The 24,926-nt window shown below is 66.5% G+C and carries 20 protein-coding genes and 1 tRNA gene; 13 read left to right on the top strand and 8 right to left on the bottom strand.

Going from position 1 to position 24,926, the window contains the following annotated elements:
* Positions 1 to 65: 65 nt before the first annotated feature.
* The gene (locus NNX38_RS06435; protein ID WP_255797256.1) at positions 66 to 644 is read right to left on the bottom strand and encodes a TetR/AcrR family transcriptional regulator; all 579 of its coding nucleotides are present in this window, start codon (positions 642 to 644) and stop codon (positions 66 to 68) included.
* Positions 645 to 840: 196 nt separating this feature from the next.
* Between NNX38_RS06435 and NNX38_RS06440 the strand changes: the two genes are divergently transcribed.
* Positions 841 to 1,353, top strand: a complete 513-nt coding sequence (locus tag NNX38_RS06440) for a DUF6176 family protein (RefSeq protein WP_255797257.1) — start codon at positions 841 to 843, stop codon at positions 1,351 to 1,353.
* Between the two features lie 67 nt (positions 1,354 to 1,420).
* Here NNX38_RS06440 and NNX38_RS06445 read toward each other — a convergent pair.
* A tRNA-Arg gene (locus NNX38_RS06445) sits at positions 1,421 to 1,493 on the bottom strand.
* A 281-nt stretch (positions 1,494 to 1,774) separates the two neighbouring features.
* Between NNX38_RS06445 and NNX38_RS06450 the strand changes: the two genes are divergently transcribed.
* Positions 1,775 to 3,652 (top strand): DUF222 domain-containing protein, encoded by a 1,878-nt coding sequence (locus tag NNX38_RS06450; RefSeq protein ID WP_255797258.1) that lies wholly within the window; start codon positions 1,775 to 1,777, stop codon positions 3,650 to 3,652.
* A 169-nt stretch (positions 3,653 to 3,821) separates the two neighbouring features.
* Here the strand turns inward: NNX38_RS06450 and NNX38_RS06455 are convergent, their stop codons facing one another.
* Genes NNX38_RS06455 through NNX38_RS06465 form a run of 3 tightly spaced genes read right to left on the bottom strand, consistent with a single transcriptional unit; the run spans position 3,822 to position 6,704 of the window.
* Positions 3,822 to 5,339 (bottom strand): FAD-dependent oxidoreductase, encoded by a 1,518-nt coding sequence (locus NNX38_RS06455; protein ID WP_255797259.1) that lies wholly within the window; start codon positions 5,337 to 5,339, stop codon positions 3,822 to 3,824.
* Positions 5,336 to 6,205, bottom strand: coding sequence for an FAD:protein FMN transferase (locus NNX38_RS06460; protein WP_255797260.1), 870 nt, complete (start codon positions 6,203 to 6,205; stop codon positions 5,336 to 5,338). Before NNX38_RS06460 ends, NNX38_RS06455 begins: the two co-directional genes overlap by 4 nt.
* Positions 6,206 to 6,215: 10 nt before the next feature.
* Positions 6,216 to 6,704 (bottom strand): FMN-binding protein, encoded by a 489-nt coding sequence (locus tag NNX38_RS06465; protein WP_255797261.1) that lies wholly within the window; start codon positions 6,702 to 6,704, stop codon positions 6,216 to 6,218.
* Positions 6,705 to 6,884: 180 nt separating this feature from the next.
* Here NNX38_RS06465 and argS point away from each other — a divergent pair, with 180 nt between their 5' ends.
* The 9 genes from argS (at position 6,885) to NNX38_RS06510 (ending at position 18,871) form a co-directional block, all read left to right on the top strand.
* Positions 6,885 to 8,534: an arginine--tRNA ligase gene (gene argS / locus NNX38_RS06470; protein ID WP_255797262.1), complete on the top strand. Its 1,650-nt coding sequence runs from the start codon at positions 6,885 to 6,887 to the stop codon at positions 8,532 to 8,534.
* A gap of 3 nt (positions 8,535 to 8,537) precedes the next feature.
* Entirely contained in the window at positions 8,538 to 9,962 is a 1,425-nt protein-coding gene (gene lysA / locus NNX38_RS06475) for a diaminopimelate decarboxylase (RefSeq protein WP_255797263.1), read from the top strand.
* A 23-nt stretch (positions 9,963 to 9,985) separates the two neighbouring features.
* Positions 9,986 to 11,281, top strand: a complete 1,296-nt coding sequence (locus tag NNX38_RS06480; protein ID WP_255797264.1) for a homoserine dehydrogenase — start codon at positions 9,986 to 9,988, stop codon at positions 11,279 to 11,281.
* A gap of 3 nt (positions 11,282 to 11,284) precedes the next feature.
* Entirely contained in the window at positions 11,285 to 12,412 is a 1,128-nt protein-coding gene (thrC, locus tag NNX38_RS06485; RefSeq protein ID WP_255797265.1) for a threonine synthase, read from the top strand.
* Positions 12,413 to 12,423: 11 nt separating this feature from the next.
* A complete protein-coding gene (gene thrB / locus NNX38_RS06490) occupies positions 12,424 to 13,416 on the top strand; it encodes a homoserine kinase (RefSeq protein WP_255797266.1) in 993 nt (330 codons plus the stop codon).
* Positions 13,417 to 13,809: 393 nt separating this feature from the next.
* Positions 13,810 to 16,026: a transcription termination factor Rho gene (rho, locus tag NNX38_RS06495; protein WP_255797267.1), complete on the top strand. Its 2,217-nt coding sequence runs from the start codon at positions 13,810 to 13,812 to the stop codon at positions 16,024 to 16,026.
* Between the two features lie 145 nt (positions 16,027 to 16,171).
* Entirely contained in the window at positions 16,172 to 17,251 is a 1,080-nt protein-coding gene (gene prfA, locus NNX38_RS06500) for a peptide chain release factor 1 (protein WP_229949524.1), read from the top strand.
* Positions 17,238 to 18,158 carry a peptide chain release factor N(5)-glutamine methyltransferase gene (gene prmC, locus NNX38_RS06505; RefSeq protein ID WP_255797268.1) on the top strand — a complete coding sequence of 307 codons (921 nt, stop codon included), beginning with the start codon at positions 17,238 to 17,240 and terminating at the stop codon, positions 18,156 to 18,158. The genes prfA and prmC overlap by 14 nt, the downstream gene beginning before the upstream one ends.
* The gene (locus NNX38_RS06510) at positions 18,155 to 18,871 is read left to right on the top strand and encodes an L-threonylcarbamoyladenylate synthase (RefSeq protein WP_255797269.1); all 717 of its coding nucleotides are present in this window, start codon (positions 18,155 to 18,157) and stop codon (positions 18,869 to 18,871) included. The genes prmC and NNX38_RS06510 overlap by 4 nt, the downstream gene beginning before the upstream one ends.
* Here the strand turns inward: NNX38_RS06510 and NNX38_RS06515 are convergent.
* The 3 genes from NNX38_RS06515 to NNX38_RS06525 are packed head-to-tail and all read right to left on the bottom strand — an operon-like array spanning position 18,868 to position 21,732.
* Complete coding sequence (locus NNX38_RS06515) at positions 18,868 to 19,842, bottom strand: NAD(P)-dependent oxidoreductase (protein ID WP_255797270.1); 975 nt, start codon at positions 19,840 to 19,842, stop codon at positions 18,868 to 18,870. The two genes, NNX38_RS06510 and NNX38_RS06515, sit on opposite strands and share 4 nt — an antisense overlap.
* Entirely contained in the window at positions 19,839 to 20,831 is a 993-nt protein-coding gene (locus NNX38_RS06520; RefSeq protein ID WP_255797272.1) for a glycosyltransferase, read from the bottom strand. Before NNX38_RS06520 ends, NNX38_RS06515 begins: the two co-directional genes overlap by 4 nt.
* 1 nt (position 20,832) lies before the next feature.
* Entirely contained in the window at positions 20,833 to 21,732 is a 900-nt protein-coding gene (locus NNX38_RS06525) for a glycosyltransferase (protein WP_255797273.1), read from the bottom strand.
* 157 nt (positions 21,733 to 21,889) lie between these two features.
* On the opposite strand from NNX38_RS06525, the gene NNX38_RS06530 reads away from it, so the two are divergent.
* Positions 21,890 to 23,821, top strand: coding sequence for a nucleoside-diphosphate sugar epimerase/dehydratase (locus tag NNX38_RS06530; RefSeq protein WP_255797274.1), 1,932 nt, complete (start codon positions 21,890 to 21,892; stop codon positions 23,819 to 23,821).
* Positions 23,821 to 24,816, top strand: a complete 996-nt coding sequence (locus tag NNX38_RS06535; protein ID WP_255797276.1) for a glycosyltransferase family 4 protein — start codon at positions 23,821 to 23,823, stop codon at positions 24,814 to 24,816. The genes NNX38_RS06530 and NNX38_RS06535 overlap by 1 nt, the downstream gene beginning before the upstream one ends.
* Positions 24,817 to 24,926: the final 110 nt, after the last annotated feature.

Below are 24,926 nucleotides of genomic sequence, written 5' to 3' on the forward strand. Positions count from 1 at the left end.
GAGGTGCGGTGGTGCTGTATTGAGGAGGCGCTGTATTGAGGAGGTGCCGTGGTGCGGTAAGTCGGTTACTTTGCCTGCAGTCCGGCCAGGTAAAGGTCGGTCAGCTGGGCGGCCGCCTGTTCGCGGCTGATGGACCCGCCGGGGGAGTACCAGTACGAGAGATAGTGCGGGTCGGAGAAGAAGTTGGCAGCCAGCACCGGAATCGGAATATCGGTGCGGAAGACGCCGTCGGACTGGCCGTGGACCAAGAGGGCGGTGAACGCCTCGTTATATTCGCGTCGCCTCCGCTTCACTTCCTCCTGGCGGTCCTCGCTGAGCATGTGCTGGGAGCGGAAGAACACGGATCCTTCACGGATCCAGTCGATGGACGTCATAATCACGTCTTCACAGACCAGGCGCATGGTTTCAACTGCCGGCAGCCCCCGTCCGATGATCTCGGTCAGGTGCTCGCGCTGGAGGGTCAGGATGCGGTCATAGATGTCAAAGAGCAGGTCGTCTTTGGAATTGAAGTAGTGATAGAGCGCGCCTTTTGTCACCCCGGCCGCGTCGACGATCTGCTGCACGCTCGTTTTTGCGTAGCCGTGCCGCGCGAAAAGCTCCACGGAGGTCCGTGCGAGCTCTTCTTTGATGTTCAGGGTCTTCATGCGGGGTGGTGTCCGGATTTCTCGTGGTGCGGACCGGCGGTAGGAACCGACCGGTTGGTATGTGCGAACACCATAACCCCGAAGGGGGAGGCCGGCGCAAGGGTTTGGCCGAAAGAATTCCGGCCCACGCTCCTGTCACCACCTTCAGCCCGGGCGTGACGTGTGCCGTTCGTCGATTCCCCCTAGAGTCAGGCGCATGACTCCTTCCGCGCATCCGCCCATTCCGTTCGAGCCTGCTGCCCGGGACTTCCCGGGCTGGACCATGCCGCCGTCCGTGCCGCAGGGCATGCGCATGGAGTTGAGCAGGGCACGGCTGCTGGATTCCCGCGAGTCTTCGTTCGACGACTGGATGACAATGCTCCACGAGCGCTACGACGAGTGCCTGGCCACTCTGGGCCGGGAACTCATGGCGCTGGAGGCCACGTTCCTGAACCAGGAGGCGGACGGGTCCTGGTGGATGTACCACTTCCAGTTGATGGGAAATGACAGCCCCGGGCTCGTTCCCGACAACCCCTTGGACCAGGCGCACCTTGAGTACGGGAAAAAGACCAAGCATCCCGGGTGGGAGGAGCTCCAGCCGCGGTTCTTCCTTTGCCCGCCTGCGGTTCGTGCCGCCGTCGAGGACGCCGGGGCTGCCGGTGCTGTCGGGGCGGCCGGTGCTGCCGTGGCCTCCGGTGTTGCCGGCGCGGCCGGGGCCTCCGGGGACTAGACGCAGGTGCAAAACAAGAAGAACCCCGCAGCCAGGGGCTGCGGGGTTCTTCTCTTATGTCTCAATGTGCCCTCGATAGGATTCGAACCTACGGCCTGTTGCTCCGGAGGCAACCGCTCTATCCCCTGAGCTACGAGGGCAAGGACTCCGGTAAACCGGCAGGTCCTGTGGGACTCAAGAAGCTTAGCAGGTTTCAGCCGGGCGGGGAAAACCTGCTGCTGCTGCGGATGGGCCGGGCGCCGGACTCGTTTCCGGTGTCGTTCCCAAAGGCTTTAATCGCGTCGCGTGAAAACCGGCCGTGTTGGTTTGTTTGTGCGGGTAGGTAGTGGCCTTCGAAAGACGGGTATTTCCGGTCTTTGGGAGCGCCGTTTGGGGGCTGTTTTTGGGCCGGAAATGTCAGTGCCGGATGAAATCCTGAGGTATGGATCAGCTCGGAAATACAGAACCGATAACTGAAGAGCAGAGCGGTGAGAACCAGCAGCCGGAAGGGCAGGCCAGCGGTGCCGAACCGCCGCGTCCGCCCTGCACCGTGTCGGTGTACCGGGCGGAACTTGCAGTCGAGCCTGCCGGCCCTGCCGGGGCTGCTGCCGCGGGTACCCCTGCTTCTGCTGCAACTCCCGAGAACGACGCCGAGGCTGCTGCCTCGGGTACCCCTGCTTCTGCTGCAACTCCCGAGAATGACGCCGAGGCTGACGCCCGGCCAGCCGACAATCCCGTTCCTGATGCCGGGCCCGACCTTCCCGAGCCATCCGGCGCTGAGCCAGCCGATCCCGGAACTCCCGCCCCCGAATCAGGGGCACCCGCCACCCCCGATTCCGAAGCCGACCCGGAGAGTTCCGGGGCCGCCACTGCCGGTGCTCAGGGGAGTCCTGCTGAGGCCTACCCGGACGGGTTCACCGGGACGTTGGCGCTGCAGAACCTTGAAGCCTTTGACGAGCAGATGGTCGGCGATGCCCTGTCCCGGATGGCGCATCTGATGTCCTGGGTGCAGGCACAGGAGGCGCGTCTAGTGAACCGGATGGAAGAAATCTTCCGGGACAGCTTCCACGCCGCTTCGGGACGGCTCGAACCCGGGATGGCGTTCAGCCTGGCAGCGTCAGAATGTGCAGCCATTTTGAACATTCCGCAGGTCACGGCCCAACGGATGATGTTCGAAGCGGGCAAACTTTGCGGTACCCATACCGCCACCTTGGCCGGGCTGGAGGAAGGACGGCTGTCCTACCAGCACGCCCAGGTCGTGCTGGACCAGTGCCAGAACGTTCCTCCCGACCAGCTTCCTGAGTTTGAAGCCGATTTGCTGGCCGCCGCTCCCGGGCACACGCGGGCACAGTTCTCCTGCAAAGCCAGGCGGCTGCGCGAAAAGAAGTTCCCGGAGACCGTCAGCAAACGGCACCTGACCGCGTTCGAGCAGCGCAAAGTCACCCTGGACCGGGAAGAGGACGGCATGTCCTGCCTCTCCGCCTATCTGCAGGCGGCAGAAGCCCTGCAAATCTACACCACCCTCAGTACCGCAGCGCGGGGTGAGCAGTCCGCCGGGGATTCCCGGACCACGGATCAACTGCGTGCAGACATTCTGGCGCAGCTGCTGATGGGCGGCCTCGGTTCAACCGGTGCTGGCGCGCTAGGCAGGGCAGTGGGTGCGCGCGGAGCAACAGGTGCGCACGGAACCGGGGGAGGCGGGGCAGGACCGGACGAGGGAATCGTCCCGCGGGCGGAAATCATGGTCCTGATCAACGCGGAGACCCTCTTCGGAGCCGACGACCAACCCGCGGAACTTCACGGCTACGGACCCATCAGCGCCGAAGAAGCCCGCAGGCTGGCTAGGAACGCGGTCGGCTGGACGGGCCTGGCCCAGGACCCGCAGACCGGTGAGATCCTCGGGGTGGGAAGGCGGAGAAAAGTCCCGGCCGGGCTCCGCCGCTGGCTCCGCGCAAGGGATGGAACCTGTCGGTTCCCCGGCTGCCGGGTCGGCACCGCGAACTCGGATATCGACCACACCGTCGATTGGGCCCGGGGTGGTCCCACGGACCATGGAAATCTGGAACATCTGTGCCGTCGTCACCACCGGTTCAAGACCCTGGGGCTCTGGAAGGCCTGCCAGCCCGAACCCGGGGTGATCGAGTGGACTTCACCGACCGGACGCGTCTACCGGACCGAGCCGTTCCTGGAACTCGGCCCACCGGATTCGGCAGCAGACCCGAGGGTGAATCATGGGCGGACGGGCTATGCGGCAACAAACCATTCGCCAACGAACCATGAAAAGGCCGAATCCCGGCAAGAAGCGGCACCGCCCTTCTGATGGGTAACCAGTTACAGGAGGGGGTCGCCGCATAAGTCATCGGAACCGTGCTCGCGAGGAGCCGGAGGGGCCAGGGAATCACGTGAAGAACCACAGAAGTCCGGTGGAGTCGGGTGTGGCGACGGCCGAAGCCGGCACGCTGTCCGCTGAGTAGCCCCGGAACGGATCCTTAGTACCCCAGGAACGGGTCGGTGCGGACCCGCCTGCCGCCGGCACTCCGAACGGCCTTGCGGGCAGCAGCCACTGCCTGCGGCGAACCCGAAACATAAACAGCACGGCCACTCAGGTCAGGAACCTCCGCACGCAGGACCGCAGCGTCCGGCAGCCCCGGACCCAACCAGGTCCAGCCCGGAATCCCCGGATCCGACGGCGTGCAGACCAGCACCCGAACCCCCAGATCCTGCAGTTCCCCGGCATAGGCAAGCTCGTCAACGGAGGACGCCGCGTAGACCAGCACAATGTCCCGGTCCTCACCGCGGACCTGCCGCAGCTGGCTGATGAAAGGAGTGATGCCGATACCGGAAGCGATCATGAGCACCGGTGTCCGTTTGTCCCGCGGCAACAGGAAGTCCCCGGCAACGGTAGTGGCCGCCACCTCCGCTCCGGGGCGCATCTTCAACAGAGCGGTCTTGAAGGTGCTGCCCGGTTCGGCCACGCGCAGCCCCACCGCCACTGTGCCGGGTTCCGACGGCGCAGTAGTGATGCTGAAAATACGCCGCGTTCCCCGAGAATCCGGCTCAAAATGCGGCACGGAAAGTTCCACGTACTGGCCGGCACGGAAGCGGACAGGACGTATCGGCTCGAACACGAGCTCACGGGCCGTAGGGGTCAGTTCCCGGGTTTCGCGCAGCCGCAGCCGGACAGCTCCGCGCTGGCCCATCGCGAACGCGAGGGCGTTGCCGATCAGCAGCGCCAGCTCCGGAGACATCATCACCGGACCCAGGGACAGCGGCACGGCAAAAAGAACGCCGACGACGACGGCCTCCGCCAGACGCTGGGAGCGCAACGGAGGCAGGGTCAGCGGTTCGGTAAGCATGAAGCCGGCCAGGAACACCAGAGGATAGCTTCCGACGATGGTTGCCAGGGCGTAGGAGACGGACTCGCCGCCCGCGAGGAAGCGGGCCAGGACAACAACGGCAGCAGTAAGGGCAAAAACCCCGGCCATCGGCAGCAGACGGTTCCGGTACAGCACCAGGACGGCGGCCGGAAGGACAACGATCAGCATGCCCGGAGTCGCCACCCACCAGACAGCACCGCCCAGCCCGGTTACTGCCACCACAAACGCCCCCGCCGCTGCCGGGTTGAAGATGTGCCGCCGCCGGAACACCAGGAGGTATTTGGATGCCGTTGCCACTGCTCCGGCCAGGGCCACGCAACCCAGTTGTACACCGTCGGTGCTGGGCCAGAAGAGGAAAAACAGGAGCAGGCCGGTGATCAGCGAGGAGTCGGTCTGCGGGCGGGTACGCAGCAGCAGCCCCGCCACACGGCTGGTGACCAGGGTCGAGGCCAACGCCGTCACCACCGTCGCTCCCAGCTCCGCCGGCGTGTAGAAGAGCACTCCGGCGAAGGAAAGGACAAAGGACCAGGCAGCAATTGCCAGCAGCACCCAGACCGTGAACCGGTACATGGTCCAACGCCCCAGGAAGGTGTTTAGCGTACGGGGAGCAGCGGGGGCGGAAATGCTCATGGGAATAGGACTCCAGCCATTGCAGGGGAATAGTCGGCCCGGCCGTCGGTGAACATCCGGACATAGTCAAAGGAGAAGGCGCCGCTCAGCTCCTGCGGCTCGGCAAAGAACAGGGCAGTGGCCAGGCCGTCCGCCGTCATCGCGTCCGCCGCCAGCACCCATGTGGCCGCGACCGTGTCCACCGGGGAACCGGTGCGGGCATCGAGCACATGGTGCAGCCCGTCTCCCCACTGCCGGCGGTTGACGGCCGAGGCGCACAATGCACGGTCCGAGAGGGTCAGCACCCCGATGGCCCGCTTCGTGTCATACGGATGTTCCAACGCAACCCGCAGGGGAGCGGCACCGGCATGGCGCAGGTCAGAACCGGCATCCACCACGTATTCCCGGTGACCTGCGGTTTCCAGGACCTCGCTGACCAGGTCCACCAGCTGGCCCTTTCCGGCAGCACCGACATCGAAGGTCACTTCAGCGGCAGTGGTCAGTACGGTTCCCCGGCCGTCGGTGCTCCAGGACACGGTGTCCGTCCAGGCCGCTGCGGGCGCGGGCGGGCCGGAGGGCAGGAAGCTGTACCCGGCGTCGTACCCCAACACCTCAAGCGAGCGCCCCACCAGCGGATTAACCGCACCCCGGGTGATCTGCTGCAGCGAATCGAAGAGCCGCAGCAACGGCATGGCCGAAGCGGGCAGGATAAAGCTGCCCGCAGCCTCGGCCATCCGCGCAACCGTGGAATCGGAGCGGAAGCGCGAATAGGTCCTGTCGTAGCTCTCCACTACGTCCGCTACTGCAGCCCGGGTGCCGGGATCCAGGGGCGAGGCAGTGGACAGGGACCACTGCGTACCGATCGCCTCGAATCCCAGGGTGTGCACGGGTGCTGTCCTAGGAAGCGGCTTCGGACCGGATGGCGTCCAGGGCACGGTTGAAGCCTTCGCTGGTCAGCGAGGATCCGGCCACTTTGTCCACGTCCAGCTCGTCGAGGTTCTTGCCGACCACCTGCTCCTTCACATTGGAAGTGAATTCACGCTGGTACTGCTTGGACGTCGGGTTCTTCTGCGAGGTCTCCACCTCCAGCTCCGCCACCACGCCGCCCTCGAGCCGCAGCGTAACGTCCACGTCTTCGGAAGTGCCCGACGGCGGGATGTAGCTTCCGGTGCCGGAGTACTCGCCGTCGGCGTAGCTTCCGGAACCGGCTGCAGAGTCGGGGGCGGAGGCCGGGGCGGAGGCCGGGGCGGACGCCGGGGAAGACACAGGGGGCTCAGCCGGGGCCTGGCCGGCGCCGGCGGTTTCCTCGCCCGCGGCACAGCCGGCGGCAGACAGCAGGGACAGGCCGGCGGCGGCACTCAGCAGGGACTTGCTCGCTCGGTTCACGTTTCTCCTTGGAGTGGGGGCGCTTCGGTCCGGGGCACGCACACGCGCGGAAACCGGTCCTTCAGTTCAACGGTTCCCTTTCATTACATCGCATCGGTGCCGGTGCCGGTGCCGGATCCGCAGAGCGTAAGGCCTGTCATACAAAACGGGACCCGTGCTGCACCCGGCTATGCTTAACCGGTGACTCCTGAAGAACTTTCCTCCGCCGTAACTGCCTGCCTCCAAGACGCCATCGATGCCGGTGACTTCAGCATAGAGCTGCCCGGGGAGGTGCGCGTGGAGCGCCCGAAGAACCGGGACCACGGTGACTGGGCCACCAACATCGCCCTGCAGCTGTCCAAGCAGGCCGGCATGAATCCCCGCCAGTTCGCCGAGATCCTCAAGGGCCGGCTGGAAAAGATCGCCGGCGTGGCCAAGGTCGACATTGCCGGCCCCGGCTTCCTGAACATCACCCTCGACGCCGGTGCGGCCGGTGAACTGGCCAAGGCCATCGTCGAGGCCGGCCCCGCCTACGGCACCTCGGAAATCCTCAAGGGCACCCGGATCAACCTGGAGTTCGTCTCCGCCAACCCCACCGGGCCCATCCACCTGGGCGGCACCCGCTGGGCCGCCGTCGGCGATGCCCTGGCCCGGGTCTTCCAGTCCCAGGGCGCGGAGGTCACCCGCGAGTACTACTTCAATGACCACGGCGCGCAGATTGACCGCTTCGCCCGCTCCCTGCTCGCCTCGGCCAAGGGTGAACCCGCCCCGGAAGACGGTTACGCCGGCGAGTACATCGTGGACATCGCCAACCGCGTGCTGGCCGCAGAGCCGAACATCACCGAGCTGCCCGACGCCGAGGCGCAGGAACGTTTCCGCGCCGTAGGCGTGGACTTCATGTTCGGTGACATCAAGGAATCCCTGCACAACTTCGGCGTGGACTTCGATGTCTTCTTCCACGAGGATTCGCTGCACGAAAACGGCCAGGTGGCCAAGCTCCTGGAGCAGCTCAAGGGCTCCGAGAACCTCTACGAGAAGGACGGCGCCTGGTGGCTGAACTCCACCGCGTTCGGCGACGACAAGGACCGCGTGGTCATCAAGTCGGACGGCAACGCCGCCTACATTGCCGGTGACATTGCCTACATCCACAACAAGCGCGAGCGCGGCTTCGACCTGAATGTCTACATGCTGGGCGCAGACCACCACGGCTACGTGGCACGGCTGAAGGCAGCAGCAGCAGCCCTGGGCCACGACCCGGAGTGCGTCGAGGTGCTCATCGGCCAGATGGTTAACCTGGTCAAGGACGGCAAGCCCGTGCGTATGTCCAAGCGCGCCGGCACCGTGGTCACCCTTGAGGACCTGGTTGAGGCCGTAGGCGTGGACGCTGCCCGCTACACGCTGGCCCGCTTCTCCGCCGATTCCAACATCGACGTTGACCTGGACCTGCTGACCAAGCGCAGCAACGAGAACCCCGTGTTCTACGTCCAGTACGCCCACGCCCGGACCCACGCCCTGGCCCGCAACGCCGAGGCCGCCGGCGTCGACGATTCCGCCTTTGACGCGTCGCTGCTGAGCCACCCCACCGAAAGCGCCCTGCTGGCAGCACTGGGCCAGTACCCCGGCGTCGTCGCGCAGGCCAGCGCCTTCCGCGAACCGCACCGCGTGGCCCGCCACCTCGAGGTCATCGCGGGCACCTACCACCGCTGGTACGACGCCTGCCGCATTGCACCCCAGGGTGACGAGGAAATCACCGACACCAACCGCACCCGCCTGTGGCTGAACCTTGCCGCACGCCAGGTCCTGGCCAACGGCCTGGGCCTCTTGGGAGTCTCCGCACCCGAACGGATGTAATTCATGACTGCTTCACCCCTGGCTCCTGCCTGGCTGAGCCACCCCGAAGACTCCAACGCCCTGCGCCCGCAGATGTGGGCGCAGGACGTAGTGCGCGGTGACGGCGGCGAACTGGAAATCTCCGGCATCCCCGTTTCCCGGATCGCCGAGGAATTCGGCACTCCCGTGTTCGTGATGTCGGAAGCGGATTTCCGCGCCCGTGCCCGGGACTTCAAGGACTCCTTCGACGCTGCGTTCGCGGGGCTGTGCGGGGGAGTGGATGTCTACTACGCCGGCAAATCCTTCCTCTGCACCGAAGTGGCCCGATGGGTCTCCTCCGAGGGGCTGCGCCTGGATACCTGCTCCGGCGGTGAGCTGGCCGTGGCCCGGCGCGCCGGGCTCCACGGCAGCCAGCTCGGACTGCACGGCAACAACAAGTCCCTGGCCGAGCTGACCCGTGCCCTGGACATGGAGCTGGGCCGGATTGTGGTGGACAGTCTCGGCGAGCTGGAAATGCTCGGGAATCTGGCCGCCTCCCGCGGTGAACGCGCGAACGTTATGCTGCGCCTGACCCCCGGAGTGCATGCCTCCACGCACGAGTTCATTGCCACGGCCCACGAGGACCAGAAGTTCGGCCTGTCCATGGTGGCGGATCCGGAGCTGGACGGGATGTCCCCGGCCATGGCCGCCGTGGAAACCGCACTCAAGCACGACGGCGTGAACCTGGTCGGCGTGCACTGCCACATCGGCTCGCAGATCTTCGAATCCGCCGGCTTCGAACTCGCAGCCCGCCGGCTGCTCGGTTTCCTGGCCGAGGTGAAGCAGGGCTACGGAGTCGAACTGGCTGAACTGGACCTGGGCGGCGGCTACGGCATCGCCTACACCGAGGCAGACGCCCCGCGTCCGCCGGCCGAGATCGCCAACGCGATGGCCGCCGTCGTCGGCAGCACCTGCACCGAGCTGGGACTGGCGGTTCCGCGGATCTCCATCGAGCCCGGCCGCGCCATCGTGGGGCCCACCACCTTCACGCTCTACCGGGCAGGCACCACCAAGACGGTCCGGGTGGATACGCCCGACGGCGGCACCTCGCCGCGGCGGTACGTGAGCGTGGACGGCGGGATGAGCGACAACGCCCGGCCCGTTCTCTACGGCGCGGATTACTCGGCCGTGCTGGCCTCGCGGACCTCCGAAGATGACGCGGTTATTTCGCGCGTCGTTGGCAAACACTGCGAAAGCGGCGACATAGTGGTGAGGGACGCCTACCTGCCCGGTGACGTTGCCGCCGGCGACCTGCTGGCCGTTCCGGGAACCGGTGCATACTGCTGGGTCCTGTCCAGCAACTACAACTACCTGACCCGGCCGCCCGTAGTGGCCGTGCGGGACGGCGCCGCGCGGCTGATTGTCCGCGGCGAGACCGAAGACGACCTGCTGGCCCGGGACGTTTCCTAATTCTTAGAGGAGTGGCACGACATATGAAGACCCTGAAAGTAGCCCTGCTGGGGTGCGGAAACGTGGGTTCGCAGGTTGCCCGGATCCTCATTGACGACGCCGCGGACCTCACCTCGCGCCTCGGCGCACGGCTGGAACTGTCCGGCATCGCCGTGCGCAACGTTGATGCGCCGCGGGACGTCGACCTGCCCGCGGAACTGTTCACCACCGACGCCGAGACCCTGGTCCGCGACGCGGACATTGTCATTGAGCTGATGGGCGGCATCGAGCCGGCACGCACCCTGATCCTGCACGCACTGGGTTCCGGCGCCGCCGTCGTGACCGGCAACAAGGCCCTGCTCGCCGCAGACGGCGCCGCCCTCTACGAGAAGGCCGACGCCGCCGGTGTCCAGCTGTCCTACGAGGCCGCCGTCGCCGGGGCGATCCCGATCCTCCGCCCCATCCGGGACAGCCTCTCCGGAGACCGGATCACCAAGGTCATGGGCATCGTGAACGGCACCACCAACTACATCCTCGATGCCATGGATTCCACCGGAGCCCAGTTCGCCGACGCCCTGGCCGAGGCCCAGCGGCTTGGCTACGCCGAGGCGGATCCCACCGCTGATGTCGAGGGGCACGACGCCGCCGCGAAGGGTGCCATCCTCGCCTCCCTCGCGTTCCACACCGGCTTCGACCTCTCCGCCGTTTCCTGCGAAGGCATCAGCTCGGTTACTGCAGAGGACATCAGCGCCGCCCGGGAAGCCGGGTTCGTCATCAAGCTGCTCGCCATCGCCGAGAAGTTTACGGACACCGACGGCACCGAAGGCGTCAGCGTACGCGTGCACCCCACCCTGCTGCCCCGCCTGCATCCGCTGGCCGCCGTACACGGCGCCTTCAATGCGGTGTTCGTCGAAGCGGAAAACGCCGGTGAACTGATGTTCTACGGCCAGGGTGCCGGCGGTGCACCCACCGCGTCCGCGGTGATGGGCGACGTCGTCACCGCCGCCCGCAGGCTCGTCCTGGGCGGTCCCGTTCCCGCCGGCCGTCCGAGTGGCTCGCTGCCGGCCCTCCCGCTGGAAAAGGTCACCACCAGCTACTCGATCGGCTTGGAAGTGGCCGATCAGCCCGGCGTCCTGGCCGCCGTCGCCCGGGTGTTCTCCGAGCACGGAGTCTCCATCGAAACCATGCGGCAGACCATCCACGGTGAAGGCGCCAGCGCCGAGCTGCGCTTCGTCACGCACCGTGCTTCCGAGGCCGCCCTCGCGGCCACCGTCGAGGCCATCAAGGGCCTGGACGTCATCAAGAACGTCAAATCCGTCCTGCGGGTAGAAGGAGTCTGAGCCGTGGCTCACCAATGGCGCGGCGTTATCCGCGAATACGCTGACCGTCTTCCGGTAACCGAACACACCGAGGTCATTACCCTCGGCGAGGGCGGTACACCGCTGGTCCGCGCGAAGGCGCTGTCCGAGCTCACTGGCTGCGAGGTCTACCTCAAGGTCGAGGGCATGAACCCCACCGGCTCCTTCAAGGACCGCGGAATGACCATGGCCATGACCGCAGCCGTGGAATCCGGCGCCAAGGCAGTGGTTTGTGCATCCACCGGCAACACCAGCGCCTCGGCTGCCGCGTACGCCACGCAGGCGGGCATTACCTGCGCCGTGCTGGTGCCGGACGGCAAGATCTCCATGGGCAAGCTCAGCCAGGCAATTGCGCACGGCGCCCAGCTGCTGCAGGTCCGCGGCAACTTCGACAACTGCCTGGAGGTGGCCCGCAAGCTTGCCGAGGCCTACCCGGTGTTCCTGGTGAACTCCGTAAATCCGGCACGCATTGAGGGCCAGAAGACGGCCTCCTTTGAAGTGGTGGACTACCTCGGCGATGCCCCCGACTACCACCTGCTGCCCGTCGGGAACGCCGGAAACATCACTGCGTACTGGAAGGGCTACTCCGAATACGCGAAGCCCTGGACCAACGTGGCCGGCGAGGAACTGGCTCCGGTGGCCACCAAGACCCCGCACATGTGGGGCTTCCAGGCTGAAGGCGCCTCGCCGCTGGTGAAGGGACACCCGGTCACCGATCCGGACACCATCGCCACCGCCATCCGCATCGGCAACCCTGCCTCCTGGGATCAGGCCATTGCCGCCCGCGACGAATCCGGCGGCCTGATCGAAGCCGTCACGGACACTGAAATCCTCGACGCGCACCGCTGGCTCTCCTCCCGCGAAGGCGTGTTCGTGGAACCGGCCTCGGCAGCCGGTGTGGCCGGGCTGCTCAAGAAGCACGCCGCCGGGGAAGTCCCCGCAGGCAAGACCATCGTCATTACGGTTACCGGCCACGGCCTCAAGGACCCGCAGTGGGCACTGCGCACCGCCGACGGTTCCGACGTCGAACCCACCAAGGTGGACTTCGACGTCGTCAGCGTGGCAGCAGCGCTGGGCCTGGAAGCGGCAGAGCCCGCCGGATCCGGCAAGTAGGGCGGGAAAGCATGCAGGTGGATCTGCCCGGCGGACAGCGGTCTGATTCCCGCACCGGCTCCCGCACCGTGGCGCCGGGGCAGGACGTGACCGTGTCCGTGCCCGCGACCAGCGCCAACCTGGGCCCGGGGTTCGATTCCCTGGGGCTTGCCCTCACGCTGTATGACACAGTGCGGGTGCGTACGTCCGCGGAGGAAGGCATCTTCGTTGAGGTCGCCGGGGAAGGCGCCGGAAACGTTCCCCTGGATTCCTCGCACCTGGTGGTCCGGACCCTGCTCTCCACCCTGGCCGCTGCCGGGTACCGTGCGGAGGGACTGCACCTGAGCGCGGAAAACGCTATTCCGCACGGCCGCGGTCTGGGCTCGTCGGCGTCGGCTATTGTCTCCGGCGTCCTCGCGGCGAATTCCCTGTTGCCGGCCGAGGCGCGGCTTGATGCCGCAGGCCTGCTGCACAGTTGCTCCGCACTCGAGGGCCACCCGGACAATGTGGCTCCCGCCCTCGTCGGCGACCTCGCCATTTCCTGGGAAGACGACGGCGTCTTCCGCTCCGTGCGGGCCTCAGTCCATCCCGATGTAATTCCCGTCGTGGCAATACCGGCCGTTGAACTCTCCACCGAGAGTGCCCGCGGCCTGCTGCCGGCCACCGTGGCACACCGGACGGCCGCAGCCAATGCAGGCCGTGCCGCACTGTTGATCCACGCCTTGACCGTGGATCCGTCGCTGCTGCTCGAGGGAACGCAGGACGCGCTGCACCAGGATTTCCGCGCACCGGCGATGCTGCCGAGTGCCCGGCTGCTTTCGTCCTTGCGCTCGGCGGGGTTCGCCGCCGTGATTTCCGGTGCCGGTCCTACGGTGATGTGCCTTGCCTACGGCGAGGAGTCCGCCCTGGAAGCGGAGCAGGCGATGACCAAACATTTGCAGGCAGCGGAATTCGGCGAAAATTGGCGTGTTTTGCGGCTTGGCGTGGAGCGAGATGGTGCTAGAGTGGAAGGGCACCAGCGGTAATTTTCCGTCCTGTGCTCCCGTAGGTAGCCGTCCATTTCGGGCCGCCCCGGGCTTTCGTTGAAAACACTTTGCCGCCGTCAGGTGTGATTACACCCGTCCCGCGGTGATTTCCGTTGATTCAATTGCCCACCCGCGGAGGCACAGTCTCCGGTGCAGCCTTCAAAGGAACCGCCAAGAAGCGGCGTGTCCCGCTTGAATGCCGCGTGTTCGGCAGCGAAGCTGACCAGACTCTGCGTGGATTCTTCTTTACATAAGGCACCCAGCAGATTCGCCTTTCTCCGGCCATCGGGCCGGTAGTAGGCGAACCCTGACCCAATGTCTGATTTTGGGACCAGGGCCAATCACCGCGGCCGGCATTGCGCCGGACCGCCCGACGAGGGGGAAGGATCCTTCGTGACAGATACCACTAGCCTGACTGCAGGCGTGGATTCAGCATCCGCCGGTTCAACCGGCGAGAACGCATCAAAGAGCGCAGGCCTTGCAGGCCTTAAGCTCGCGCAGCTCCAGGCGCTTGCCGGCCAGCTCGGCATCACCGGCGGTTCCCGCATGCGTAAGGGAGATCTGGTTACAGCCATCTCCAACCACCAGCGCGGCGGCGCAGTAGCCGACCGGCCGGTCCGCGGTTCCCGCGGCGAGGCAGGCGACGACGCAGCCAAGGGTGCCTCGGCGCCCGAGAAGGCGGCAGCAGCACCCGCGGAGCAGACCGGCGAGGCCGAAACGACCCGCCCTACGCGTACCCGTAACCGCAACCGGCGTGCAGCCAGTGACGGCGTCGTCACTTCCGCTCCCGCGGAAACTGCAGCGGCCGAGGCACCGGCACCCGCCGCCTCGCCCGAAGCAGAGACGGCTCCCGCCCGGAACCGCGAGGCACGCGAAGACAACGGACGCGAAGAGGGCCAGCGCGAGCGCGGCAACCGCCGCAGCCGCAACCGCCGCAGCGACTCCAACGAGTCCAACGGCACGGTCAGCAACGCTTCCTCCGAGGCACCTGCAGAGGACGCCTCCAGCAACGGTGCTGCCAACAACAACAGTGCTGCCAACAACAACGGTGCTGCTTCCAGCAACGGCGTTGCCAACGGCGCCGAGACCCGGACCCAGGGCGACGACGAGCGCGGCGAACGCCGTGAGCGCCGTGACCGCAACCGTTCGGACCGCGACAACGGCGGCAACCGGGATCGCGACAATAACCGCGACAACGGCGGCAACCGCGAGAACAACCGGGACCGCGACAACAACCGCGACAACGGCGGCAACCGCGAGAACAACCGCGACCGCGACAACAACCGCGACGACAGCGACGAGAACGGGCGCGGGCGCAACCGCCGCAACCGGAACCGCAACGAGCGTAATGACCGCAACGACCGCGGTGACCGGAACGATCGTTTCCGCGACCGCAACGAGCGCCGCCGCAACCGCAACCAGAACCCCGAGGTCGACGACGTCGAGGTCACCGAAGACGACGTCCTGCTGCCCGTAGCCGGCATCCTCGACGTCCTGGAAAACTACGCCTTCGTACGGACTTCCGGTTACCTGCCGGGCCCGAACGATGTCTACGTTTCCCTCGCCCAGGTGAAGAAGTACAACCTGCGCAAGGGCGACGCCGTCGTCGGCGCCATCCGCGCCCCGCGTGAAGGCGAAAACCAGGGTGGAAACCAGCGCCAGAAGTTCAACGCACTGGTCCGCCTCACCTCCGTCAACGGCAAGCCCGCCGAGGACAACAAGGACCGCGTGGAGTTCTCCAAGCTGGTTCCGCTGTACCCCTCCGAGCGCCTGCGCCTGGAGACGTCCGCCAAGGTGATCGGCCCGCGTGTCATTGACCTCGTGGCACCGATCGGCAAGGGCCAGCGCGGCCTCATCGTTTCCCCGCCGAAGGCCGGAAAGACGCTGATCCTGCAGGCAATTGCCAATGCGATCACGATCAACAATCCTGAGGTCCACCTCATGATGGTCCTCGTGGACGAGCGTCCCGAAGAAGTTACGGACATGCAGCGCACGGTCAAGGGCGAGGTCATTGCCTCCACCTTCGACCGCCCCGCCGATGACCACACCACCGTCGCTGAACTCGCCATCGAGCGCGCCAAGCGCCTGGTGGAAATGGGCAACGACGTCGTGGTGCTGCTTGACTCCATGACCCGCCTGGGACGTGCCTACAACCTGGCCGCTCCGGCGTCGGGCCGTATCCTCTCCGGCGGTGTGGATTCGTCCGCCCTGTACCCGCCCAAGCGTTTCTTCGGTGCTGCCCGCAACATCGAAAACGGCGGCTCGCTGACCATCCTGGCTACGGCCCTGGTGGAGACCGGGTCCAAGATGGACGAGGTCATCTTCGAGGAATTCAAGGGCACCGGCAACATGGAGCTGCGCCTGTCCCGCAACCTTGCGGACAAGCGCATCTTCCCGGCCGTGGATGTCAACGCGTCGGGTACCCGCCGCGAAGAGAACCTGCTCTCCCCGGATGAAGTCAAGATCATGTGGAAGCTGCGCCGGGTCCTGTCCGGCCTGGACACCCAGCAGGCGCTGGAACTGCTCACCGGAAAGATCCGGGAGACGCAGTCCAACGTCGAGTTCCTGATGCAGGTCCAGCAGACCACCCTGGGCACCAAGGACAACTAGCTGCCTTACGAGCCGCTCATGCTCCCTCCCGCTGAACAGCGGGCAGGGAGCCTGGGCGGCTCGTGCGTTAACGCCTGGGGACCGACGGGCGCGCGAACCGATAAACTTCCCTGTGGGAAACACAGCCGAAAGAGGAATCTAAAACATGTTTGAGTCCATTCAGGGCCTGTTGGATGAGCACGCTGAACTCCAGCTGCGCCTGTCCGACCCGGCAGTGCACGCGGACCAGGGCCTGGCCCGCCGGCTGGGACGGCGCTACGCCGAACTGAGCCGGATTGTGGACGCCTACAACCGCTGGCACGGACTCGAGGATGACCTTGCCGCCGCTGCCGAAATGGCGGATGAGGATCCGGAATTCGCCGCCGAGGTGCCCGTGCTCAAGGAGCAGCTGGAGGATGCGCAGGAGAAGCTGCGCCGCCTGCTGATCCCGCGTGACCCCAATGACGGACGTGACGTCATCATTGAGGTCAAGGGCGGCGAAGGCGGCGACGAAGCGGCCCTGTTCGCCGGGGACCTGCTGCGCATGTACACCCGCTATGCGGAGCACCGCGGCTGGCGTACGGAAATCATCTCCGCCACCGAGTCGGACCTGGGCGGCTACAAGGACGTTGCCATGGCCATCAAAGGCAACTCCAACGATCCTGCCGAAGGCGTGTACGCCCGCCTGAAGTACGAGGGCGGCGTGCACCGCGTGCAGCGAGTTCCCGTCACCGAGTCCCAGGGCCGGATCCACACTTCGGCTGCCGGCGTCCTGGTGCTGCCCGAAGTGGACGAGCCCGAAGAGGTCGCAATCAGCCAGAACGACCTCAAGATCGACGTCTACCGTTCCTCCGGTCCCGGCGGACAGTCGGTGAACACCACCGACTCGGCTGTACGCATCACCCACCTGCCCACCGGCATTGTGGTGGCCATGCAGAACGAAAAGTCGCAGCTGCAGAACCGCGAAGCGGCCATGCGCGTGCTGCGCTCCCGCATCCTGGCGCACGAGCAGGAGAAGATCGACGCCGCGAACTCCGACATCCGGAAGTCGCAGATCCGCACCATGGACCGTTCGGAACGGATCCGGACCTACAACTACCCGGAAAACCGGATTGTGGACCACCGCACCGGCTACAAGGCCTACAACCTGGACACCGTGCTGAACGGCGAGCTTGAAGCAGTGGTGCAGGCAGCCATTGAAATGGACGAGCAGGCACGGCTGGACGCCATCGGTGACGAAAGCTAATAGCCTCACCGGCTCCGCGTCCGGTGCCGGCGGCACCCTTGCCGAGGCGCTGCGTCGTGCGACGGCGGAACTCGCCGCCGCCGGGGTGCCGTCCCCGCGGGTGGACGCTGAACTGCTGGCGGCGCACCTGCTGGGAGAAACCCCCGGCCGGATCCGGGCGCTGGCCTTCACCGATGTGCCGGCACCTCAGGGCTACGCCGCACTGGTGTCCGAACGCGCCGCGCGGGTGCCGTTGCAGCACCTGACGGGAAAGGCGCATTTCCGGTACCTCGAGCTTTCGGTCGGTCCCGGGGTCTTCGTGCCGCGGCCGGAAACCGAAACGGTGGCGCAGCTGGCAATCGATGCGGCGCGCCGGGCTGGTTCGGCCAAGGTTGTGGACCTCGGCACCGGCTCCGGCGCCATCGCGGCTGCGGTGGCATCCGAGGTTCCCGCAGCCGAGGTGCACGCCGTCGAACTAAGCCCCCTCGCCTTCGCCTGGGCGGAACGGAACCTGGCTCCGCTGGGCGTCCACCTGGTCCTGGAAGACCTGCGGACCGCCCTGCCCGGCCACGAATCCAGCTTCGATGTGGTGGTGTCCAACCCGCCGTACATCCCTGCCGAAGCCGTCCCGAACGAACCCGAGGCCGCCGAGCATGATCCTGCCATGGCACTGTACGGCGGGGGAGCGGACGGCCTGGAACTGCCGATGGCCGCGGCACGGACCGCGGCACGGCTGCTTACCGAAGGCGGCTACTTCGTGATGGAACATGCCGAAGTGCAGGCGCCGGCCATTGCCCGGCTGCTGGCCGACGATCCGGCCTGGACCGATGTCCAGTCCCACCGTGACCTCAATGACCGCCCGCGGGCGACGTCGGCCGTCCGTCGGCCCGCACCGAAGACGTGCCCTAGTGAAAGAATGAAAACGTGAGCACCAGTTATGACTGCAGTAATCCCGACGAACTCAGCGAGGGCCTGGCGGCAGCCCAGCGCGCCATAGCCGCCAAATCCTGCGTGGTGCTTCCCACCGACACCGTGTACGGAATCGGTGCCGACGCTTTTTCCCCGCAGGGAGTGGCTACCCTGCTCGCAGCCAAGGGGCGCGGCCGGAGCATGCCCCCGCCCGTGCTGATCCCGCGCCTGCAGACCATGGACGGCCTCGCCACGGATATTTCCGAGGACGCCCGCAGCCTGGCCCGTACGTTCTGGCCGGGCGGGCTGACACTGATCTTCCACGCCCAGCCGTCCCTGAGCTGGGACCTGGGCGACACCATGGGAACGGTGGCGCTGCGGATGCCCGATGACAGGGTTGCCCTGGACCTGCTGGCCGTCACCGGGCCGCTGGCTGTGTCCTCGGCCAACCGCACGGGATCCCCTGCAGGACAGACCGCGGCGCAGGCACGTGAACAGCTGGGCGAATCCGTGGAGGTCTATCTGGAAGCCGGACACCGTCCGGTGGCCGGCAGCGACGGAGTGCCCTCGACGATTGTGGACGCCACCAGCGAACCGATGCGGGTGGTGCGCAGCGGTGCGATCAGTACTGCCGCCCTGCGTGAAGTCGTTCCGGGAATCCTGGATCTGGGCGAAGAACCCGCACCCGGCGGTACCGCACCTTCCCTGGCCAAAGACCAGAAGCCGGTTTAGTTCCGGGAGGCTGCCAGGACCTCGCGGACGCGGGGTTCCGGGACGTTGCCCGTGGCCTCGGCCCAGCCGGGCTCCTGGCGCTGCCCGAACCACATCATCTCCACCCGGCGCAGTGCTCCGTGCAGCCGCTCCCCGGCCAGCGAGGAGAGCGCATAGCCGGACCGCAGCGCCGTGCGGCAGAACCAGACCGGCAGACGTGCCGGCCGCCGGCCGCCCGCTGCTTCAAGCACGGAGGACACCGACGCCTGTTCCCAGGGCTGCAGCACCACTGCAGGAACCGGGCCGGTGTGTGAACCTACCCGCAGGACGAAGTCGACCAGTGAATCTACTGAACTTACCGGGCTGGGCGCGGTTCCGGGCCCGGCGACGGATGCCAGCGGCGAGGCCGCGAGCCGGCTTAGCTTAGCCGTCGTCGCCCGGCCCGGTCCCTGGACCGAGGTGGCGCGCACTGTGGAAACGCTGCAGGACCCGCTGTGCCGGGCGGAAAGGACCTGTTCGCCGAGCGCCTTGGAACGGGAGTAGGCCGAAAAGGGTTCCACGTGCGGGCTTTCGTCCAGGAACGGACGGTGCCCCTGCACCGCGGCGCTGCTTAGGTGTACGAACCGGCGGACACCGGCGGCGTCCGCGGCATCGGCGACCAACGCAGGCAGCAGCGAGTTCGCACCCCGGAGTTCGGGGGAGTCCGTTGCTCCCGGCGTCGCCAGTCCGGCAGCATTTACCACCACGTCGACCCCCGCGAAGGCGTCGGCCAGCCGGCGGCGTTCCGTGTCCAGCGCTGCGGCCTCTTTCAGCAAACCGGTTACGTCCGCAGCATCGGTACGCAGCCGGGGAGCGGACACGGCCCGGATCTCGACCCCGCGCGCAGCCAGGGCGGAGCGGACGGCCGAGCCGATGAAGCCGGTGCCGCCGAGGACCGCCCACACCGAGGGTGTGCCGGAGGAAGGGGCGGGGCCGGGAGAAGGAGTGCTCAAACCTGCTGCTTTCGTGTTTCCGGTAAGGGCTGCCCGGACGCGGACAGCGGAGCCATCGGGGACCAGGTCTGGTCCCGGAGGATGCGTCGGGCACCGCGCCAGCCGGCCCAGAGACGCCCGGCACCCCGAAGTGAATGTTCTACGGCAACCAGCCTGAGCAGTTCCTTCCCGGCGGTCAGGAAAGTTCCCAGACCGAATCCGTACCGGTGATACCGGCCGTGGACCTGCAGGTACCGGGCTGTATGGCCGCGGTTGCGCATGGCGGTGAAGCGGCCAAGGTCGCTGGAATCGTTCAGGTGCCGGATGCCGAGGTCGATCTGTCTCTGCACCCGGACCTTGCGGATGACGAAGTCGTTGACGTAGGCCACCGGCCGGTCCAGGGAGGCAAGCCAGCCGTAAACTACATCGTCGCCGTTGATGAAGTAGCGGGCATCCGGCAGGCCTATCCGGCGCACCTGATCCGCGCTGATCAGCATTCCCTCGAAGCAGCCCACATTGGTGTCGAAAACAGGGGAATCGCGGAAAACGTTGCCCGGCACCGGCAGGTGGACGCCCAGGAAGGGGACGAAGCGGTGCTGCCAGAAGAACGGTGCGCCGCCGGCATCGAACCGCCGGCCGTGGATGCAGTCGTAACTGCCGGTCCACTTGCGCAGCGCAGCCACGGCACCGGGGAGGACCTCGACGTCGTCGTCCATCAGCCACAGCCACTGCGCGCCGGCGTCCAGGGCAGCTTCGACACCGGCGGCAAACCCGCCGGCCCCGCCGGTGTTGGCCTCCAGCCGCAGGATTGCCAGCGGGACGGGGAACCCGGCGCGGGCCGCTTCCAGGACCTCGGGCGTCTCATCGGTGCTGGCATTGTCCACCACGACAACCGCCGCAGGTGCGGGGTCGAGCCGCTTGACGCTCTCCAGCAGGGCGGTGAGGTAGCTGGAGCGGTTGAACGTCGTGATGACGATTGTCAGCGGGGCCGGTTCCTGGACGACGTCCATGTCAGAACCCGAAGTCCGACGGCGGACCGAAGCGGCGCCCGCCCATGCCTGCCGCGTAGGCGCGCAGCCAGTTGGCGAAGCCGCGGGGATCCCGGGTTCGAGCGAAGTGGATGGGGTAGCCCACGGCGTCGGCTACGAAGGACTTCACCCTTGTGTAGCGGCGGGTGAGGTGGCCCCGGTTGCGGTAGAAGTAGAACTGCTTGAACGGCGTCTCGGGAACCAGGACGTGCATCCGGTCACCCAGGACGGGCTGCACTTCGGCCCAGGCAGCCGGGTGGGTCAGGGCCACCGTGGTGACCGTGCCGAATTCGATGCCCGCCCTGCGCAGCCGGATCATGAAGTCCGTCTCGTCGCCGCGGATGAACAGGCGGAGGTCCGGCAGTCCCACCCGGTAGAACACATCGGCCCGGATCAGGGCGCCGTTGAAGAAGTGCCCCACGTTGGGCAGGAACCCGCGGGCAGCCACTTCGGCCCGGTCGTGGGTGAGCTTCCCGTCGAGGCGGAAGTGGAAGGACAGCGTGTCCGGCGCCCCCGGGGCAACCACGAGCGGCAGGACGACGTCGAGGCCGCGTTCCTTCGCTGCAGCCAACAGGGTGGCGACACATTCGGGATCCTCGGGATGGGCGTCGTCGTCCATGATCCAGATCCACTCGGCTCCGGACGCCATGGCTGAAAGGATGGCCAGCGAAAATCCACCGGCTCCGCCAAGATTGGTGTTTGACCGGATGTAATTGACCGGCGCCGATGAGGCTTCAGCGATATCCGACACCGGGCTTTTGCCGGAGTCCACCAGCGCCACGGACGTGATGTTGCCGCTCTGCGCGGCCAGTGCCTCCAGTAGGATCTTCACGTCGTCGGGACGGTCGAAGGTCACTGCTGCTACGGCCACGGAGTCCGGCAAGATGGTCCTTTCAGGCAACCCGGGGGATCGGCCAAAACCGAAACCGGAGAGGGTGTGCAGTTAGTATGCTGAATAGATTCCAGTCTATTACACCGGATTCTTCCGCCAGCTCTTCGCATCACCGAGAAGAAAGCCGGGTACCTACCCGTTGAGGACCATGAGGCAAAAACCTACGGACAACAGTCGCGTTCCCAGGGAGGAAAAGCCCGTCCTGTGGCTCTGGTCGCAGTACATGCTGGACTCCCTGGCCTGGATCGTGTCCATCGGCCTCGCGCTGGTGCTGCGCTACGAACTCACGGTTGAGCAGATCAACCCGGGCGGCCTGGCCGTCTTCTGCGGCGTGGCGGTCCTTACCCAGCTGATAGTCGGCTATTCGTTTGCCCTCTACCGCGGACGCTACAGCTTCGGCAGTTTCCACGAGATGCGGCTGCTCGCGGTGGTGACGCTCATTGTCTCCGCCATCCTGGTCCTCGCAAGCGCCTTGTTCGGGCTAGTGATAGATATCCCGCGCAGCACCGGAATGATCGCCTTCCCCTTCGCCTGCCTGTTCATGGCGGCAATCCGGTACCTCAAGCGGATGTACGTGGAGAGCAAGGCGCGGCCCGGCGAGGAAGCCCAGCGTGCCCTCGTGTACGGCGCGGGTTTCCTTGGCGGTTCCCTGGTGTCACGGATGATGAAGGATCCGGAGTCGCCGTACTACCCGGTTGGCCTGGTCGACGACGATCCGGCCAAGAAGCACCTGAGGCTGGCCACTGTTCCGGTGCTCGGCAAACTCGTAGACCTTCCCGAACTGGTGCAGCGGACCCGCGCCACGGTGCTGGTCGTGGCCATTGCCGATGTGGAAGCGAAGCAGGTTCGAGAGATTTCGGATCTCGCCGAAGGCCTGGACCTGCGCGTCCTGGTGCTTCCGCCGCTCAAGGACATGCTCTCGAAGGGCGACGGCGCCGGCCTGGGCGATTTCCGCGATGTGGCAGTCGAAGACCTCATCGGGCGCAGGCCGGTCGACATCCATGTGGACGAAGTGGCCGGCTACCTGTCCGGGAAGAAGGTCCTGGTCACGGGGGCAGGCGGTTCCATCGGCTCCGAACTCTGCCGCCAGATCACCGCCTTCAATCCCGGCGAACTGATCATGGTGGACCGGGACGAGACCGGCCTGCAGCTGACCCAGCTTTCCATCACCGGCCGCGGCCTGCTCGACGGCCCGGACACGGTCCTGGCGGACATCCGCGACCCCGAAGCGCTGGACCGCATTTTCCGCGAACGCCGCCCCGACGTCGTTTTCCACGCCGCAGCCCTGAAGCATGTTTCCCTGCTCGAGCAGTACCCGCAGGAAGCCTGGAAGACCAATATCATCGGCACCGCGAATGTGCTGGCTGCAGCCCGCAAGGCGAACGTGCGCCACTTCGTGAACATCTCCACCGACAAGGCAGCCAACCCCACCACCGTCCTCGGCCATTCCAAGCGCGTGGCCGAAAAGCTGACTGCCTGGATGGCCCGCGCCACCGGCGAGCAGTATGTCTCCGTGCGCTTCGGCAATGTGATCGGCAGCCGGGGATCCATGTTGCCGCTCTTTAGCGAACAGATCCGGCAGGGCGGACCGGTCACCGTGACCGACCCGGAAGTGACCCGGTTCTTCATGACAATCCCCGAGGCCTGCCAGCTGGTGATCCAGGCCGGTGCAATCGGCCGCGGGGGAGAGGTGATGATCCTGGACATGGGTGAGCCCGTGAAGATCCTCGACGTCGCCCGCCGCATGATCGCGATGTCCGGCAAGGACATCGAAATTGTCTTCACCGGACTGCGCCAGGGCGAAAAGCTGCACGAGATCCTTGTTGGCACCGGAGAAGAGGACTCCCGTCCCCTGCATCCGAAGATCTCCCACGCCGCGGTTGCCGTGCTGGATCCCGATGAGCTGGACCTGGCCGACTGGCTGCGGCGCTGCGGGATCGAACCCGGCAGCGTGCCGACGGACGGGGCCGCAACCGACGCCGGCGAGATAGTGCGGATTCCGGGTGCCCGCCATCCCGGCGCCCCCGGTGACGCCGCGAATGAGTCCGGGGAACCCTACAGTGAACGGCGGACCGGCTGATGCTTCTGGCGCTGTGCGTCGCCGCGGCTTTCCTGTCGAGCCTGCTGCTGCCCTTCCTTTTTATCCCCGTCCTGCGCCGGCTGGGTGTCCTGGACATCCCCAATGAGCGGTCCTCGCATACCAAGGCTGTCATCCGCGGGGTGGGCGGAACCACTGCCGCCGGCGTCCTGGCCGGCCTCCTGCTGGCGCTGGTGACAGGCCTGGTGGCCGTTGACCGTTCCGTGCTTGCCATCTTGATTGCCGTGATCGGCGCGGCATCCCTGCTGGGCTGGATCGAGGACTGGCGCGGCGTCTCCGTCCGGACGCGGGCGGCTACCCAGCTGGCCATCGGCCTGCTTGGCACGGCCGGCCTGGCCTGGACCATGGAGCAGAGCTGGTGGTGGGTCCCCGTCGGCGGCCTTGCAATCGCCGCCTACATCAACGTCGCCAACTTCATGGACGGCATCAACGGAATCTCCGGGCTGCACGGGCTGGTCGTGGGGGCCATGTACTCCATCAGCGGCGTGCTGTCGGACCACCTCTGGCTGACCGTGACCGGAGCAGTGGTGGCCGCGGCGTTCGCCGCGTTCCTGCCCTGGAACCTGGGCAGGGGACAGGTCTTCCTGGGAGACGTGGGCAGCTACCTGCTGGGGTCATCAATTGCCGGTATTGCCGTTGCCGCGTTCCTGGCCGGTGTCTACGTGGAGTACCTCCTGTTCCCGATCGTTATCTATCTGGCGGACACCTTCACCACTCTCCTGCGCCGGATGCGCCGCGGGGAGCGGTGGTACTCGGCGCACCGCCAACACGTCTACCAGCGGCTGACCGACACCGGCCTGAGCCACGTCCAGGTGTCGCTGATTGTCACCGGCTGCACTGTGGCCGTCGGAGTTACGGGGCTGCTCACCGCCGGTGCCGGTACCGGTGCCACGGTAGCCGGGGTCCTCTTCGCCGTCGCGGTCCTGGCCTTCTACCTAGCCTCGCCGCGCCTGTTCGCCCGGCGGACGGTGGCCTGACCAGGGGCGGCGCACGCCCTGCCGGGGACGTCTTCTATGTACTGTAGAATTCAAGGGTCGCGGTAGCCCGCCCCGTCACGAAGCCCTCCGGCTCCAGCAAAACCAGCAAG

This window comes from Arthrobacter sp. zg-Y238 (assembly GCF_024385525.1).
GTDB lineage: Bacteria > Actinomycetota > Actinomycetes > Actinomycetales > Micrococcaceae > Arthrobacter_B > Arthrobacter_B jinronghuae.